The 16228-nt window shown below is 47.7% G+C and carries 13 protein-coding genes, 3 tRNA genes, 1 CRISPR repeat array and 1 other annotated feature; of the genes, 1 reads left to right on the top strand and 15 read right to left on the bottom strand.

Features of this window, described 5'->3' with window-relative positions; translation table 11 throughout:
• Nucleotides 1-202 precede the first annotated feature (202 nt).
• The 15 genes from Q2J39_RS04820 to Q2J39_RS04750 all read right to left on the bottom strand — a co-directional run bounded on the left by Q2J39_RS04820 (nt 203) and on the right by Q2J39_RS04750 (nt 14259).
• The gene (locus tag Q2J39_RS04820) at nt 203-847 is read right to left on the bottom strand and encodes a hypothetical protein (RefSeq protein WP_288338761.1); all 645 of its coding nucleotides are present in this window, start codon (nt 845-847) and stop codon (nt 203-205) included.
• The gene (locus Q2J39_RS04815) at nt 848-2170 is read right to left on the bottom strand and encodes a M18 family aminopeptidase (protein ID WP_230268169.1); all 1323 of its coding nucleotides are present in this window, start codon (nt 2168-2170) and stop codon (nt 848-850) included.
• 405 nt (nt 2171-2575) lie between these two features.
• A complete protein-coding gene (locus Q2J39_RS04810; RefSeq protein ID WP_230268170.1) occupies nt 2576-4036 on the bottom strand; it encodes an APC family permease in 1461 nt (486 codons plus the stop codon).
• A gap of 977 nt (nt 4037-5013) precedes the next feature.
• On the bottom strand, nt 5014-6198 hold the full coding sequence (gene tuf, locus Q2J39_RS04805) for an elongation factor Tu (protein WP_230268171.1): 1185 nt from the start codon (nt 6196-6198) through the stop codon (nt 5014-5016).
• Nucleotides 6199-6269: 71 nt separating this feature from the next.
• Nucleotides 6270-8342 carry an elongation factor G gene (gene fusA / locus Q2J39_RS04800; RefSeq protein ID WP_288338760.1) on the bottom strand — a complete coding sequence of 691 codons (2073 nt, stop codon included), beginning with the start codon at nt 8340-8342 and terminating at the stop codon, nt 6270-6272.
• A gap of 62 nt (nt 8343-8404) precedes the next feature.
• Nucleotides 8405-8875 (bottom strand): 30S ribosomal protein S7, encoded by a 471-nt coding sequence (gene rpsG, locus Q2J39_RS04795; protein WP_230226607.1) that lies wholly within the window; start codon nt 8873-8875, stop codon nt 8405-8407.
• Nucleotides 8876-8900: 25 nt separating this feature from the next.
• Entirely contained in the window at nt 8901-9314 is a 414-nt protein-coding gene (rpsL, locus tag Q2J39_RS04790) for a 30S ribosomal protein S12 (protein ID WP_230268173.1), read from the bottom strand.
• A 204-nt stretch (nt 9315-9518) separates the two neighbouring features.
• On the bottom strand, nt 9519-10229 hold the full coding sequence (locus Q2J39_RS04785) for an ATP-binding cassette domain-containing protein (RefSeq protein ID WP_288338759.1): 711 nt from the start codon (nt 10227-10229) through the stop codon (nt 9519-9521).
• Nucleotides 10230-10319: 90 nt separating this feature from the next.
• Nucleotides 10320-10793, bottom strand: a complete 474-nt coding sequence (locus Q2J39_RS04780; RefSeq protein ID WP_288338758.1) for a hypothetical protein — start codon at nt 10791-10793, stop codon at nt 10320-10322.
• Between the two features lie 700 nt (nt 10794-11493).
• The gene (rplL, locus tag Q2J39_RS04775; protein ID WP_230268176.1) at nt 11494-11865 is read right to left on the bottom strand and encodes a 50S ribosomal protein L7/L12; all 372 of its coding nucleotides are present in this window, start codon (nt 11863-11865) and stop codon (nt 11494-11496) included.
• A gap of 17 nt (nt 11866-11882) precedes the next feature.
• A complete protein-coding gene (rplJ, locus tag Q2J39_RS04770; protein WP_230268177.1) occupies nt 11883-12407 on the bottom strand; it encodes a 50S ribosomal protein L10 in 525 nt (174 codons plus the stop codon).
• Nucleotides 12408-12439: 32 nt separating this feature from the next.
• Nucleotides 12440-12562, bottom strand: a sequence feature (ribosomal protein L10 leader region).
• A 28-nt stretch (nt 12563-12590) separates the two neighbouring features.
• Nucleotides 12591-13274, bottom strand: a complete 684-nt coding sequence (gene rplA / locus Q2J39_RS04765; RefSeq protein ID WP_230268178.1) for a 50S ribosomal protein L1 — start codon at nt 13272-13274, stop codon at nt 12591-12593.
• Nucleotides 13275-13286: 12 nt separating this feature from the next.
• Nucleotides 13287-13715, bottom strand: coding sequence for a 50S ribosomal protein L11 (gene rplK / locus Q2J39_RS04760; RefSeq protein ID WP_230268179.1), 429 nt, complete (start codon nt 13713-13715; stop codon nt 13287-13289).
• 272 nt (nt 13716-13987) lie between these two features.
• Nucleotides 13988-14063 (bottom strand) — tRNA-Glu (locus Q2J39_RS04755).
• Nucleotides 14064-14183: 120 nt separating this feature from the next.
• Nucleotides 14184-14259, bottom strand: a tRNA-Glu gene (locus Q2J39_RS04750).
• Between the two features lie 122 nt (nt 14260-14381).
• On the opposite strand from Q2J39_RS04750, the gene Q2J39_RS04745 reads away from it, so the two are divergent.
• Nucleotides 14382-14457, top strand: a tRNA-Ala gene (locus Q2J39_RS04745).
• 228 nt (nt 14458-14685) lie between these two features.
• Nucleotides 14686-16228: direct repeats of the CRISPR family, unit length 21 nt; unit sequence GGATCACCCCCGCGGATGCGG.

The following is a 16228-nucleotide window of genomic DNA, read 5'->3' as shown; positions in this document are numbered from 1 at the left end:
GGCACATAGAATCTAGCCTGACCACGCAAAGTTCGGACCTTGGCAGACCGATCCCTCCATTCCAGCTCGATCTGCCTTTCACCTATCACTGTTCACGTATCATCCTCACCCCAGAAAGAGGATCGCAGCCCGGATCCGGAGCGTCTCTAGATGATCCGACTTCGCGTTCTGACAGATTCTTAAATTAGAAAAAGCCTGAACGCTATTTTTTAGCGTTCAGGCTGATTTCTAAATGGTTTTCCTGAATAAATTTTTCCTGCATTTTCTTGAAACGCCAGAGGCTGAAGAAATAGGTGACCAGGAAAATCACAATCGAGCTGTCAAAATTGCGGAAGACCTGCATCATCAAAAACCAGAGGACGAGAGCCAGGACGTCGGTCAGAACCATCGGCCGCGTATTGCCGTACAGCTCAGCGGTCTGCAGCTGCGTTCTAAGGTTCAGGATGGCAAGCGCTGCACCAATGGCAGCAACGACGGCGTCCACCGAGAAGTTAACGAGATACTTTCCGAAAATGGCATTGCGGATGAAGGAGCAGAGCAGAACCATCGCAAACGCGGTCGTTATGCCGGATAGACGAAAGGTTCCTCGATCTTCAATCATCTGTTTTCTGGCAAAGTCCCGAAAGGAAGTGCTTCTCTTGCGGGAAAGCAGCTTTTCCGGAAGATTGCGGTCTTCCAGTCTCTCCTGAGCCGCCCACCCGATCAGCAGATGCTTCATGCCGGCGCTCTCGTCGGTTCGATCGATCTGTTCGAGCGCTTTCTGATACGGAACATCGTCAATCAGGCCAGCGGTGTTGCTGGTAATCGATTTGGTCAGCCAGACCGGTTCTTTTTTCTTCTTCGCCATTTATTCGAAGCTTACGGAGTCTGCTCCGTCAATCTTGATATTGGTGCTGAAGTAAGTCTGCATCGCCTGGAAGAGATAGTACGGATCTTTGGCACCGCCGGTCTCAAAGGAAGAATGCATGGCCAGCTGAGCCAGTCCGATGTCAACAGCGTGTACAGATACCTGAGTATTGGAAAGGTTGCCCAGCGTCGATCCGCCGACAATATTCGAACGGTTTGCGAAGTTCTGTACAGGAACGCCGGCTTTTTCGCAGATCATTGTGAATACAGATCTCGAGAAGGCGTCGGTTGTGTACTTCTGGTTAGCGGCCTCTTTAATAATTGGGCCGTGGTTCATGTAAACCGTGTTTTCGCCGGCATCGGTTTTTTCCGGATGGTTTGGATGAACGGCATGGCCATTATCCGCCGATACGAGGAAGCTTGCGGATACGGCGCGGTAGTATTCTTCTTCCGTTTTGCCGAGCGCGCTGTTGATCCGACGGAGCACATCGTGCAGGAAGGTCGACATAGCGCCCTGCTTGGTGTTGGAGCCGACTTCTTCGTTGTCGAAGCAGCAGTAAACATCAATCTTGTTTCCGTGTTCTGCATTCAGGAAGCCCTGCAGAGTCGTATAGGCGCATTCGAGGTCGTCAAGTTTCGGGCTGGATACGAATTCATCCTTGTAGCCCCAGAGAATGCCTTTCTGACGGTTAACCAGGAACAGATCCTTGCCCTTGATGGCATTTACATCTACGCCAAGTTCGTCAGCAACCATCTGATTGAAGGATCCTTTGGTCATTGCGCCGCAGGAGAACAGAGGGCACAGATCCACCTGACGGTTGAACGCGAAGCCTTCGTTGATCTCACGGTTGAAATGGATCGGCATGTTTGGAATGGTCAGAATATCCTGATCCATATAGAACAGACGGCTTTCGAGACCGTTGCCGGTATCGACCATGACACGTCCGGCAATAGTCAGAGGACGATCGAGCCATGTGGAATCGATCATTCCGCCGTACGCCTCGACGTTAAGACGGATGTATTCAGCCGGTCCGGTAATTTCCGGAACGGATTTGATTTTAAACGTTGGAGAATCGGTATGCGCTGCACTCATCTGGAAATGATAGTCAGTCAGATTTTCCGGAATCATGAACGCAATAATGGAACTGTTGTTGCGAATTGTATAGTAGCCTTTGCCTGGTTCAAGATTCCAGGCGTCTTTTTCTTTCAGCGCGCTGAATCCTTTGGCTTCAAGTTCAGCGGCAATGGAATGTACGGAATGAAACATGCTTGGGCACGCTGCAATAAAATCGGTCAGCTTGCCTGCAAATTCTTTGTAGGACATAAGTTTTCCTCCTTATCTAAGACAATACCATATCCAGCAGAAACAGGATGTCCTGGAAAAGCGACTCAAGTACAGAATGACAATCCTGACTAAAACGAAAACATCGCTGGTCTAATACGGTTTCCAGACTCCCTTTTCCTTCCTTGCGGGCGGTCTGTCTTTCTGAGCAGAAAGTGCGCCGAGCCGGTCGGTTCCCATTAAAGCCATGGTCAAAAATTATGGGCTGCATGCTTTCTCTCAGCGCAAGGACGCATTTGGCAGACAGTATCGGCAGCCAGATCACCAGATCTGCAGGACAGGGATGAAAAAAAGCGGAAAGCCCGAAGACATTCCGCTTTATATTCTCCGAATAAACTCAAATCCGCTCAAACCGAAGGGATTCGAATTCAGAAAGATCAGAGACGTTTATTTTACAATACCAGCTTTGCGATCTTCGGCCTTGCGGATTTCCGGCATGATCAGACCGAGAGCAAGCAGAACGAATGGCATCGCAATGTTCAGAATTGTACGTACGACATCGCCTTCTACATAAACACCGAGAATGCAGCAGAATGCGGTAACGAAGAAGCACCATGCACCAGCAACGATGGCGAAGGTTTTGTTTTTAACAAATACGTAATCGCTGTGGAATTTGTTTCCGGCTGTGCGCAGCATGATATATGCGAAGAATACCCAGAGGTAACGCATTGGCATGCAGACAGAGTTCAGTTTGGTCAGCCAGGTGATGATATCGGCTGCACCAGTTCCGAGCATCTGAATCAGAATGATCGAACCAGCCAGAACACCGATCAGCAGAATACCGTTGGTGTATGCACCGTATTTGTTCTGCTTGAGCAGACTCTTTGGAACATACTGACGAGCGGATTCATCGTCAAGAAGCATACGCAGAGGAGCATCGATGGAAAGAACGAGAGTAGAGAACTGACCGATCGCATTGCAGGCACCGTATACGATAACGAAGAAGTTGCCCAGGTGGTAGTATTCACCGAGTTTCTGGAAGGACATGTAGGCACCGTTGGCGATGAACTGTTTCTGGAAATCCGGGTTGGCCAGATCTGCAGAGTTGAACATCATACCCATGGCGATGGTACCGAGGATAGCGCAGACCATAACCATGATTGCCAGGGAGATCATACCTTTCGGGAAGTCTTTACCAGGGTTTTTAACCTTATTTACATAAGGAGAAATCTTTTCACATCCTCCGACTGCGAATACAAGAATCGACAGAGACGTGAAGTACTGCCAGTTGAATGTCGGGATCAAACCTTCCCAGCTCCAGTCAATAGGAGCGAACGAAGCGGACGGGTTGATCGCCGGTGCTGCGAACATCATTACGATGTAGAGCAGAGACATTACGAACATACTCGATCCAGCTACGGAGGTTAGAGCCTTAAGCGGTGTCAGGCCGCGGGAAGCTACCCAGAGGAAGATGATGAAGACAACGAGAGTCGCCAGCTGTACCTGAATTGCAGGCAGGCTGTCATACCATTCGTTGGACAGGAACATCCATGCGAGAGCCTTCAGGCCGCCGCTTCCCTTCGAAGCAATGTAAGGGATATGGACTACCCAGTACGTATAACCAGCGTAATACGCCAGTTTAGGATTGGTTGTTTCCAGAACCCAGCTCGTTACACCGCCGCCGGCAGTTTTAAAAGCGGAACCAAGTTCACCAACCATTAATGCGTAAGGTACAAAGTACAGCAGGAACATCATTACCCATGAGAAGATTACCTGTGTGCCGTTGAAGTACCCAAAGCCGTTTACGACGTTACCAAATCCCCATACGGTTGAGAACGCCATGAACGCCAGAGTCAGCCAGGTGATTTTCTTAGTATCGGTTCCGGCTGAACTTTTCGTTTGGTTCATAATTTGAGAACACTCCTTTCTGACACATTATCCCATAAATATACGGATTTTGGGATAATCTAAGCGTTTAAAAACATTACATTTTCTCCTAAAGATCAAAATCTGCTCAGAACGTCAAAATAGAGCATTCCCGCCTCTTTTGATGCAAGGCATTCACTTAGCATGTGCGTTTACCATTATTACACATTTCAGATAAATTTTTCATAATTTCATTTTGTTTCATCACAAATTTTCACCAAATTTTTGTCAGGCAGGTTTCAAAATTGCCTTACTTGGCGTAAAAATGTAAAAAACAGTGAAAATCGACACTTTGTGCTCTCATTTTCGTTTTGTCAATACTTTATTTCGCGATTCGTAGACGGATGTTTTACATCTGTAAACAGTCTGTGTTCCATCACACATTCGCTTTTAACATTAAAAAGGGGACTCTGAATGGATTTTGTCTGCCGCTGCAGCATGCATGATCGTCTCAGCATTCGAAATCATCTCGGCATACAGTCAGAACTTTAATGCATTCCTCGTCTGGTCCGCTAGATCACGTTTTCCCTTCCGCTCGTACTAAAACCCTTGAGCTTGCAGTCAGAGATTTATGGTTGTCTCAATGGTTTTCCTGGTTCGGCAGAATAAGGCTCCAGAACAGCGTTCTGCTGCTCGTATATGAATGCGATACAGTTTTCCTGTTATTCTCTTCAAAACCGTCAGAAAGGCCTCATACGCTTTTCTAGACCGCAAGCTATGAATAAGGACCCAATTTCCCCAGCCATTGAATTTTTTCAAATATACAGTTGAGAGGAAATAAGAATTGCTAGAGGATCGTGTGTGCAGAGAGGCAGCCATTATCGGTCAGGCCCTGATTTCAACTGGCGAATCCGTCTCTTCTTGGTAGGCAAAAAACAAAAAAGGAGAACCCATTCGTAAGATTGGGTTCTCCTTAATTTTTTAGTTAGCTGAAAGCTTCGTCAGTTTCTGAACGTCGATTATTCAACGATTTCAGTAACGTTACCGGCGCCTACAGTGTGTCCGCCTTCACGAATAGAGAAGGTAGTACCGTTTTCGATAGCGATAGGAGCGATCAGTTCAACGGACATTTCAACGTTGTCGCCAGGCATAACCATTTCAACGCCTTCTGGCAGAGTGATTACACCAGTTACGTCAGTTGTACGGAAGTAGAACTGAGGACGGTAGTTGGAAACGAACGGTGTGTGACGTCCGCCTTCATCTTTGCTCAGTACGTAAACCTGAGCTTTGAATTTTGTGTGAGGATGAACGGATCCTGGTTTTGCCAGAACCTGTCCACGCTGTACTTCGTCACGTGCAACACCACGGAGCAGAGCACCGATGTTGTCACCAGCACGAGCTTCGTCGAGCTGTTTGTGGAACATTTCCAGACCAGTCAGTACAGTGGAGCGAGTTGGTTTGATACCAACGATTTCTACTGTGTCGGACAGGTGAGCAGTACCACGTTCTACACGACCTGTAGCAACGGTACCACGACCGGAAATTGTCATAACGTCTTCGACAGCCATCAGGAATGGTTTGTCGACATCACGAACTGGATCATCGATCCAGGAATCAACAGCGTCCATCAGTTCTTCGATAGCCGGTGTCCATTTCGGATCGCCTTCGAGAGCTTTCAGAGCGGATCCGCGGATGATTGGAGTGTCGTCGCCGTCGAATTCATATTCGTCGAGGAGTTCACGAATTTCCATTTCAACAAGGTCGATCAGTTCTTCGTCGTCAACCATGTCGCATTTGTTCAGGAATACAACCATTTTAGGTACGCCTACCTGACGAGCGAGCAGGATGTGCTCACGAGTCTGAGGCATAGGTCCGTCAGTGGCAGCTACAACGAGGATAGCGCCATCCATCTGAGCTGCACCAGTGATCATGTTCTTGATGTAGTCAGCGTGACCCGGGCAGTCTACGTGTGCATAGTGACGTTTGTCTGTCTGGTATTCAACGTGAGCGGTGTTGATGGTGATTCCACGTTCTTTTTCTTCTGGAGCACCGTCAATCTGATCGTAATCTGTTTTCTCAGCCATGCCTTTGCCGCTGAGAACGCTGGTGATTGCAGCAGTCAGAGTTGTTTTACCGTGGTCAACGTGTCCAATGGTACCAATGTTGACATGGGTTTTACTTCTGTCAAATTTTTGCTTAGCCATTATTTCCTCCTAGAGTTATTCAGACTGTTTCATTTTAAGGCTTTCGAATTTTAAAAGCAATAATGAGTATTTTACTTACCGGACTCGGCAATGATCTTCTCAGAAATCGACTTCGGTACTTCACTGTAGTGGTCGAATTTCATCGAGTAGTTGCCGCGGCCCTGGGTAAAGGAACGCAGGTCAGTTACATAGCCGAACATTTCTGACAGCGGGATGAATGCACGTACGATGACGGCATTTCCGCGTTCTTCCTGATCGTTGATCTGACCGCGACGGCTGGATACGTCGCCCATTACAGAACCAAGGTATTCTGCTGGTGCTGTAATTTCAACGAGCATGATTGGCTCGAGCAGTACAGGATCGCACTTCTTGGCAGCTTCACGAAGAGCCATGGAAGCAGCAATCTTGTAGGCCTGTTCGGAGGAGTCGACATCATGGTAGCTTCCGTCGAACAGAGTTGCTTTAACGTCAATCATCGGGTAGCCGGCGAGTACACCTTTTTCAAGAGCGTCCTGCAGACCTTCGTTGGTTGGCTTGATGTATTCCTTAGGTACGGTTCCACCAACAACAGCGTCGATGAATTCGTATCCTTTACCTTCTTCATTCGGTTCAAACTTGATCCATACGTGACCGTACTGACCTTTACCACCGGACTGACGGATGTATTTACCTTCACATTCCGCAGCTTTACGGATTGTTTCACGGTAAGCAACCTGCGGCTGGCCAATCTTCGCATCGACGTTGAATTCTCTGCGCAGACGGTCAACGATGATATCGAGGTGAAGTTCACCTACACCAGCGATAATGGTCTGTCCAGTTTCCTTATTTGTATAAGTTCTGAACGTAGGGTCTTCTTCAGCCAGTTTGGCAAGAGCCAGACCCATCTTGTCCTGGTCAGCTTTCGTCTTTGGTTCAAGGGACTGTTCAATAACAGGTTCCGGGAATTCCATCTTTTCAAGAATGATCGGATGGTCCGGATCGCAGAGGCTGTCACCAGTTGTGGTGTTTTTCAGACCTACTGCTGCCGCAATGTCGCCTGCGAAAACCTGCGGGATTTCGTGACGGCTGTTGGCATGCATCTGCATGATACGGCCAAAACGTTCTTTCGTATCCTTTGTGGAGTTGAGAACGTAGCTTCCGGAATCAGCAGTACCGGAGTAAACCCGGAAGAACGTAAGTTTTCCGACGTATTTATCGGTCATGATTTTGAAAGCAAGCGCAGAGAACGGTTCTTCATCAGAAGGATGACGTTCATCCGGTTCGCCATCAAGAGTCGTACCTTTGATTGCCGGTACGTCAATCGGAGACGGGAGGTAGTCAACAACTGCGTCGAGCATTGGCTGAACGCCTTTGTCTTTATAAGCGGATCCGCAAAGAACCGGGAAGAATTCAACGTCGCATACCGCTTTACGGATAACGCGCTTGATATCTTCAATGGAAGGTTCTTCACCTTCGAGGACCTGCATCATCAGATCTTCATCAAAGTCAGACAGAGTTTCGAGGAGTTTCATGCGATACTCTTCAACCATGTCTACCATGTCTTCAGGGATAGGGCCATCTTCAACGATGATACCTTTGTCGCCTTTGTTATAGACCGCTTTGCGTTCGATCAGATCTACAAGACCTTCGAATTCACTTTCAGCGCCGATCGGCAGCTGAATTGGAGCAGCTTTAACGCCCAGGCGATCAACGATCGTCTGGCAGCTCATCAGGAAGTCAGCTCCTGTTGAGTCCATTTTATTTACGAATACAATACGGGGAACTCCGTATTCGGAGGCCTGACGCCATACTGTTTCAGTCTGTGGTTCAACACCGGCCTTGGCATCGAGGACTGTAACCGCACCATCGAGAACGCGCAGGGAACGTTCAACTTCTACTGTGAAGTCAACGTGGCCCGGAGTATCGATAATGTTGATTCGGTTGCCTCTCCAATGAACGGTTGTAGCCGCAGATGTAATCGTGATACCACGTTCAGCTTCTTGTTCCATCCAGTCCATTGTGGATGCGCCATCATGAGTTTCACCAATTCTGTGGTTAACACCTGTGTAATACAGGATACGTTCAGTGGTGGTTGTTTTGCCGGCGTCGATATGTGCCATGATACCGATATTACGGGTATTTTCTAATGAATATTCTCTTGGCATAATTCGACATCCTTTCTAGAGCTCCGATTGCCGTTTTTAATAACAGCTGAATCGGATGCAGACTACCAGCGGTAGTGAGCAAAAGCCTTGTTGGCTTCCGCCATGCGATGAACGTTGTCGCGCTGTTTTACCGATGCACCCACACCGTTAGCGGCATCGATGATTTCAGCAGCAAGTCGCTGTTCCATCGTTTTTTCGTTACGCAGGCGTGCGTAGTTCACGAGCCAGCGCAGTCCAAGTGTCAGACGGCGTTCTTCAGATACTTCAACTGGTACCTGGTAGTTCGCACCGCCTACACGGCGAACCTTAAGTTCGAGCTGAGGCATAATGTTGCCCAGCGCCTGTTCAAAAACTTCCATTGGCTGTTTGCCAGTCTTAACCTCGACAATGTCGAAGGCGTTGTACAGAATTTTCTGTGCAGTTCCACGTTTTCCGTCAATCATGATTTTGTTAATTAAACGAGTGACGAGTTTGGAATTGTAAATAGGATCTGGAAGTACATCCCGTTTTGCAATATGTCCTTTTCTTGGCATCTTTTATTCTCCTTTCACGATTGACTTATTTCTTAGGTTTCTTGGTTCCGTAAAGAGAGCGGCTCTGACGACGGTCCGTTACACCTGCGCAGTCAAGAGTACCGCGAACGATATGGTACCGTACACCAGGCAGGTCTTTAACACGACCGCCGCGGATCAGTACTACCGAGTGCTCCTGGAGGTTGTGTCCGATACCTGGAATGTAAGCGGTAACTTCCATTCCGTTGCTAAGACGTACACGAGCATATTTACGAAGAGCAGAGTTAGGTTTCTTCGGAGTCATTGTTCCGACACGGGTGCAGACGCCGCGTTTCTGCGGGCTGGACAGGCTTGTCGGTCTGGACTTCAATGAGTTGTATCCGCGGTTCAGTGCAGGAGATTTAGACATGTTCTCGCTGGACTGACGGCCTTTGCGAATTAACTGATTAATAGTAGGCATTTCTTCTCCTTATCTACTTGTATCAACTTATTCATGCGAACGAATCCGGGTGGACCATTTTTCGTCCTTTTAAAAGCGGGAATCTATCCCGCGCATGCTTTGACAGTTTAGTAGATCACAAAATATATGTCAACCACAAAAAATCATGAAAATTTTGAAACTGTTTTGTAACCGGAATTTTCACTCTCAGACCACTTTTCGCCCTTACTCATCGCCCTTCCTAACTGAGTCAGCCGATACGTAAGTATTTTCTATCGGCTTTTCCCGGTCTGAATTTTGTAAAAAGACAATTCGGGCATTCATATATTCTGCTTCCCGAAGATCATGCGTTGCAAAGACGATTGCGAACCCCATCTGTTTCTGCAGCTGCAGAAGCGTATCCATAAGCACGTAACGCAGCTTTTCATCCAGCGCATGGAAAGTCTCATCCAGAAGAAGCAGATCCGGATTCTTCATCATGGCGCGAGCGAGTGCTGTGCGTTTCCGCTGACCAGCTGACAAAGTCCCTGCTTTCTGTTTCAGAAAGGTATCACAGTGAAAAATCGATGCCCAGTTCCTGGCGGCGTTCGTTCGTAAGGCGCGCGGAATCGTTCCCCAGTCGCATCCCAGACAAATGTTTTCGAGCGTACTGAGACAGGGATACAGCCGATCATCATCAAATACCATGGATACCGTTCCGACTCGATCCAGTGTTCCTTGATTTGGATCAATCAGTCCGGCCAGAACGCGGAGCACGGTACTTTTCCCGATTCCAGAGGGACCGCACAGCGCTACTCTTCCTTTACGACAAACTGTAAGCGAAAAATCTTCAAGGATCGTTTTCCCGCCAAGAGTAACATTGATTTTTTGGGCTGTGATAAAAGTCTCATAAGAATCATCCTGTTTTTTCTCGATGCCCGTCGTATCGTAGTCCATTTTCAAGCTTCCTCATGTTTGTCTATGGAATTACGATAACAAAAAAGCCCGTCGAGCGGGCTTTTGTATTTCTTTTCAATTATTGCTTTCTTACTGGAAGCTGAATCCGAACTTTGCAAGATAATCGTAAACCTGATCCATGTTGGTCTGAGAGATCTCTCTTACAACGATCATGTTGTTGTTCTTTGCATCAAAAGCGACGACTGCATTTACGTAGTTGATGGAGTTGTTGAATACTGCAACGCTGCCAGCTCCGTTTTCCTGTTCTGCAAGCATGTAGTAATCCGACTGCGTCATAACTGCTTTTTCCTGGTCATAGGCTTCAACAGCACTCATCAGGTCATCAAAACGAGTAACACTTACATTTGCACCGCCGTCTTCACCAACAGCCTTGAAGCTGACTTTATTGCCATTTTCTGTAACGTCTTCTACCGAATAGCCATAAGCACCAAATTCCTGAACCGCCGCTTCAGATACCTCGCTGTTTGTCTGGGCTGCTGCAGCGCATCCTGTAAGGGAAAGAACCATAGCCGCTGCGGCAATAGATTTTGTAAACTTGTTCATGTTTTTATGTCTCCTTCTTTATTTCGCCTTTATTATAGGAACTTCCGTGAAGGAGAAAAGAAATTTGTCCCGTTTATTTTAAGTTTATTCGGGTCATATCTAACTATAATTTATGTATTCGTTTACATGAGAATTCTTAATGCGAATTTTGCAGATATGTATCCTCTTTCACCTTTCACGCATAGCAGAGTTGTCAATAGCGATTAGTCAATTTATTGGATTCTGCGTGAATTTGATCGGTTTTCTGCTGTTTTGCAAATTTATCCAGAAATGGATATGTACATGTTTTTCCAGGCCCAGATATCGGATTCAACAAGTGCTGCTATTTTTGATCGCTTTCTTTCTTCAACGTTTCCGGTGATCAAACTGACATCGTTTGTATGATTTGCTATAATAAAGCCGCTCAAGGAATTACATTTTTCCTACATCTGAGATATGGGATTTCGGATGCTCTTGCCGGTGTTGAATACCAGCAATAAGCTGCTTTTTCGCGGATGAAGCTGGGATCCTAAACGCAATGGCAGAAAACCCACCTGTACATACAACAGGCAAAAATCTCATTTCTTGAGTGACCGGAGTGATCCGGTCTTTTTTCTTTTTGTTCTGGTTTTTCAGGCCGAAAGAAAAGAGCGAAGCCCCGAAAGGCTTCGCTCTTTTTTTAATTGTGTTAAAAGTAGAATTCGTGCGTCTGTGGAACCAATTACTTGATTTCGACAGTAGCGCCAGCTTCCATGAGTTTTTCTTTGATCTTTTCTGCTTCATCAGGAGAGATGTTCTCTTTGATAACAGCAGGTACAGCATCAACGAGTTTCTTAGCGTCGATCAGACCGAGACCAGTGAGTTCACGTACGGCTTTGATAACCTGTACTTTGGTTCCGCCAACGTTAGTCATCGTTACAGTTACTTCGCTTGGTTCGTCGTTAGCAGCAGTGTCAGCGGCAGCTGGACCAGCAGCAACAGCAGCAGCTACAACGCCGAATTTTTCTTCGATTGCTTTTACGAGTTCGTTCAGTTCAAGGATTGTTGCTTCTTCGAGATAGGACAGGATTTCGTCCTGAGTCAGTTTAGCCATGTTAAGTTTTCCTCCAATTACGCTGCAGCTTCTTCTGCAGGGGCTTCGCCTGCCTGACCTTTTTTCTCAGCAAGAGCTTTGATGGTCAGAGCAAACTTGATAACAGGTGCATTCAGGGTAGATGCAAATTTTGCGAGCATGCCTTCTTTGTTAGGCAGACCAGCGAGAGTTTTGATTGTTGCTTCGTCTACTACGGCACCGTCTACAATGCCGCTTTTCAGAATCAGCTTGTCGTGAGTTTTTGCGAAATCAGCGAGGACGCGAGCAGGAGCTACCTGATCGTGGCCGAATGCGAGTGCGTTCGGTCCTTTGAGTGCAGCATCCAGACCGTCGAGGCCAAGCTGTTCAACAGCGCGCTGAGCGATGGTGTTTTTGTAAACCTTCATCTCAACGTTTTCGTTGCGGAGAGCATGTCGGAGTTCTGTGATCTCCGCTACGGTAAGTCCGCGATACTCAACTACGACAACAGAGCTAGAATCAGAAATCTTTTTCGAGAGCTCAGCAACATCAGCTTCCTTTTGAGCAAGGACATCTTTGTTCATGAGTTTTCCTCTGCTTTCTGTATATTGCATCAATATTCAAAGATAAAGCCCGCGCGTGCGGGCTTGAATGGCATATGAAAATAATGCTCTTCAATCCCTCGGTAACATGATTAAGCTTTCGCCGTTACTGTCTTTGGAATATTGAAACAATCAAATATTACGGTTGAAGATTGCGCTTGTCAATTACTTCATTTCAACATGGATACCAGGACCCATAGTTGTGGAAAGAACAAGGTTCTTCATGTAAGTGCCTTTAACTTTGGATGGACGAGCTTTTTTGATTACTTCGTAAACTGCGTTGAAGTTTTCAACGAGCTTGTCGTTGTCAAAGGATACTTTTCCGATCAGTACGTTGATGTTGCCGGCTTTGTCAACACGGTAAGTGATTTTACCTTTTTTAACTTCGTTAACAGCGTTAGCAATATCCATCGTTACTGTACCGGTTTTTGGGTTAGGCATCAGACCTTTAGGTCCGAGTACGCGTCCCAGACGGCCCAGTTTACCCATCATGTTCGGAGTGGCGATAAGAACATCAAAATCGAACCATCCGCCCTGGATTTTCTGGATCAGTTCGTCAGAGCCTACAAAATCCGCACCGGCATCCTCAGCTTCTTTTGCTTTGTCGCCTTCAGCAACAACAGCAACGACCTGGGATTTGCCAGTTCCGTTCGGGAGAACCATTGCGCCGCGGATCTGCTGGTCAGCATGACGCGGGTCAACGTTCAGGTTGAAAGATACTTCAACTGTTTCGTCGAATTTAGCGGAGCTGGCTTTTTTAGCCAGATCAACAGCTTCTTCAACGGTATATACTTTAGAGCGATCGATCTGATCTTTCGCTGCCGCATAGCGTTTACTTACTTTTGCCATTGGTCTTCCTCCTTATCCTTCGTATCCTGTAACTTTGATACCCATGTTCTTTGCAGTACCGGCAATGATCTTCATAGCAGCTTCAATGTCGTTAGCGTTCAGATCGGGCATTTTGTATTCAGCAATTTCTTTAAGCTGGTCAACAGTGATTGTTCCAGCAGTCTGTTTCTGGTCGCCGCTTGCTTTTGCAACGCCTGCTGCCTTTTTAATCATCTGAGCAGCCGGAGTTGTTTTCAGCACGAAGTCAAAGCTCTTGTCTTCGTAAGCAGTGATCACAACAGGCACGATATCGCCGCGGCGTTCTTTGGTTGCATCGTTAAATGCAGAGCAGAACTGCGGCATGTTGATTCCAACACCTGCGAGGCCTGGACCTGGTTTGGCTCCGCCAGCAGGGAACTGGAGTTTTACAACTTTGGTAATCTTTTTCTTTTTCTTAGCCATAAGACTCTCCTCCTGTATTGGTCTTATGCAGTGGTTTACGGACACGAAAGACGCGTCCTCCCACGCATGCCTTGAACATATTACTCGGAAAGAACCTTTTTTGCAATCGATAGAAATGGGAAAAGAGTGTGAAAAAGCGTCAAAATCCCCCATAGATAGGGCAAGTTCGATGCTTTCAAATACGTCAGTATCCCAGATCTGGATCACACTGCCATTCTGCAGAGTTTGTATTATATAAAAAAACTCCGGGATCTACCCGGAGGAATTTTCAATGGTGACGCGTACGGGATTCGAACCCGTGAATGTATGCGTGAAAGGCATATGAGTTAACCGTTTCTCCAACGCGCCGTTTGCTTTTTTGCCTCGATCGGCTTCGTTATAATATCACAATCCAATGCATTTGCAACTAAAAAAGAAAAAATATTTTAAGCACAAAAAAAACCCGGATATCTCCGGGTGAATTTTCTATGGTGACGCGTACGGGATTCGAACCCGTGAATGTATGCGTGAAAGGCATATGAGTTAACCGTTTCTCCAACGCGCCGTCGTCTTAGTGCTTAATCATAATATCATCTGTTCTATAGAATGCAAATAAAATGTACTCTTCAAAAATAAAAATTTAAGGCCTTCAAATTCTATCAGTTTTTGATATACTTTGACTTGTACGGGGTGTTAGCTCAGTTGGGAGAGCGCTTGCTTCGCATGCAAGAGGTCAGGGGTTCGAATCCCCTACGCTCCACCACCGAAAACAAAAGGGCTGCAACAGATCAACTGTTGCAGCCCTTTTTGATTTTGCTCTTCTGTAAACACACGGATAACGGTCCATACAACCATTTCGGATCATAACCGATAATGTCACACCCAAATCAGAAATAACCGTATTGCACATCGACATCTCACAGATGAATTGATAAGAACGCCTGTTGATGCAGTTTTCAACAAATTTCATTTTAGGATGATTTTATTTGCAGGATAACCTCCCCCAATGCGGGGACAACGTATGTATAGACAAGCAAACAAACAAGTGAACGGGATCACCACCGCGGATGCGGGGACAACGTAATGTTTTACTTTACATTTTATGCGTTTCCAGGATCACCCCCGCGGATGCGGGGACAACTCAGACGGGCGATTTAAAGCCTGCAATACTTACGGATCACCCCCGCGGATGCGGGGACAACTTTGCTCATGTCCCACCGAACGCCGCCGGAGGATCACCCCCGCGGATGCGGGGACAACTATACGAGTTATCCGCGTAAGATTTGTTAGTTGGGATCACCCTCGCGGATGCGGGGACAACTTGTTATCAAAGTACAAGGTATTTTGATACGTAGGATCACCCCCGCGGATGCGGGGACAACCCGCTCGTTTTTGAGCGAAAGTCTTTTTGGCTGGGATCACCCCCGCGGATGCGGGGACAACCTGAAAGGCGGACTTAGCTGCCGTCAGTTCATCGGATCACCCCCGCGGATGCGGGGACAACGTTCTATTCAGCGCATCGGTCAAGTCGATCACGGGATCACCCCCGCGGATGCGGGGACAACGATTCGAGGGAAAGAATAGCCTTTTTGGCCGTAGGATCACCCCCGCGGATGCGGGGACAACAATAAATTTACCGCCGATATACTTTGCTGCCTGGGATCACCCCCGCGGATGCGGGGACAACCTTCACAGCGTCATTCGGAGTCAGCCCTAAAGAGGATCACCCCCGCGGATGCGGGGACAACAGCCTGTAAGCCCGTTGAAGTTAAAGGGCAGGTGGATCACCCCCGCGGATGCGGGGACAACATGTAGTTGCGCGTCATCCATGGAGCGCCTGAGGGATCACCCCCGCGGATGCGGGGACAACCTATCCCTGCTGCATGCGCTATCCATGCTTACGGGATCACCCCCGCGGATGCGGGGACAACGTCCAGAACCTGATAGGAGTTGACGTATCCTAAGGATCACCCCCGCGGATGCGGGGACAACGATTCTATTTCCTTTCATTCGGGTAGTTTCCCGGGATCACCCCCGCGGATGCGGGGACAACCGGCCGGTTATCATCCGGCCCTCGTCAGATGGGGGATCACCCCCGCGGATGCGGGGACAACCCCTGTACGAGCATCCAATTAGCGACACGCTCGGGATCACCCCCGCGGATGCGGGGACAACCTGCTGCTTTGCCAGATTTACCGTTTCCCTATAGGATCACCCCCGCGGATGCGGGGACAACCTACAAAGAACGCGTCAAATGGATGTTCAAGTAGGATCACCCCCGCGGATGCGGGGACAACTCATTTAGCTGTTCTAGCAGCTTTTGGCCTTCCGGATCACCCCCGCGGATGCGGGGACAACTCTTTCCCGTTTCAGAACGTTTGATGTTGTCGAGGATCACCCCCGCGGATGCGGGGACAACGACAGCGCCGATGTCGTGCTCGTGCTGGTCAGGGGATCACCCCCGCGGATGCGGGGACAACTACTTGAAGCGATTTTCAAGGAAGTTCTGAAAAGGATCACCCCCGCGGATGCGG

The sequence above is a fragment of the uncultured Allobaculum sp. genome, assembly GCF_948576815.1.
GTDB classification, from domain to species: domain Bacteria; phylum Bacillota_I; class Bacilli_A; order Erysipelotrichales; family Erysipelotrichaceae; genus Allobaculum; species Allobaculum fili.
Note: the sequence above shows the minus strand (reverse complement) of the source record. Positions and strands in the feature narration are given on the sequence as shown.

Coding starts and splice junctions, on each gene's coding strand:
- tuf (WP_230268171.1), bottom strand. CDS start 6,198: ATGGCTAAGCAAAAATTTGACAGAAGTAAAACCCATGTCAACATTGGT.
- rpsG (WP_230226607.1), bottom strand. CDS start 8,875: ATGCCAAGAAAAGGACATATTGCAAAACGGGATGTACTTCCAGATCCT.
- Q2J39_RS04815 (WP_230268169.1), bottom strand. CDS start 2,170: ATGTCCTACAAAGAATTTGCAGGCAAGCTGACCGATTTTATTGCAGCG.
- Q2J39_RS04785 (WP_288338759.1), bottom strand. CDS start 10,229: ATGGACTACGATACGACGGGCATCGAGAAAAAACAGGATGATTCTTAT.
- rplA (WP_230268178.1), bottom strand. CDS start 13,274: ATGGCAAAAGTAAGTAAACGCTATGCGGCAGCGAAAGATCAGATCGAT.
- rplL (WP_230268176.1), bottom strand. CDS start 11,865: ATGGCTAAACTGACTCAGGACGAAATCCTGTCCTATCTCGAAGAAGCA.
- rplJ (WP_230268177.1), bottom strand. CDS start 12,407: ATGAACAAAGATGTCCTTGCTCAAAAGGAAGCTGATGTTGCTGAGCTC.
- rpsL (WP_230268173.1), bottom strand. CDS start 9,314: ATGCCTACTATTAATCAGTTAATTCGCAAAGGCCGTCAGTCCAGCGAG.
- Q2J39_RS04820 (WP_288338761.1), bottom strand. CDS start 847: ATGGCGAAGAAGAAAAAAGAACCGGTCTGGCTGACCAAATCGATTACC.
- rplK (WP_230268179.1), bottom strand. CDS start 13,715: ATGGCTAAGAAAAAGAAAAAGATTACCAAAGTTGTAAAACTCCAGTTC.
- Q2J39_RS04810 (WP_230268170.1), bottom strand. CDS start 4,036: ATGAACCAAACGAAAAGTTCAGCCGGAACCGATACTAAGAAAATCACC.
- Q2J39_RS04780 (WP_288338758.1), bottom strand. CDS start 10,793: ATGAACAAGTTTACAAAATCTATTGCCGCAGCGGCTATGGTTCTTTCC.
- fusA (WP_288338760.1), bottom strand. CDS start 8,342: ATGCCAAGAGAATATTCATTAGAAAATACCCGTAATATCGGTATCATG.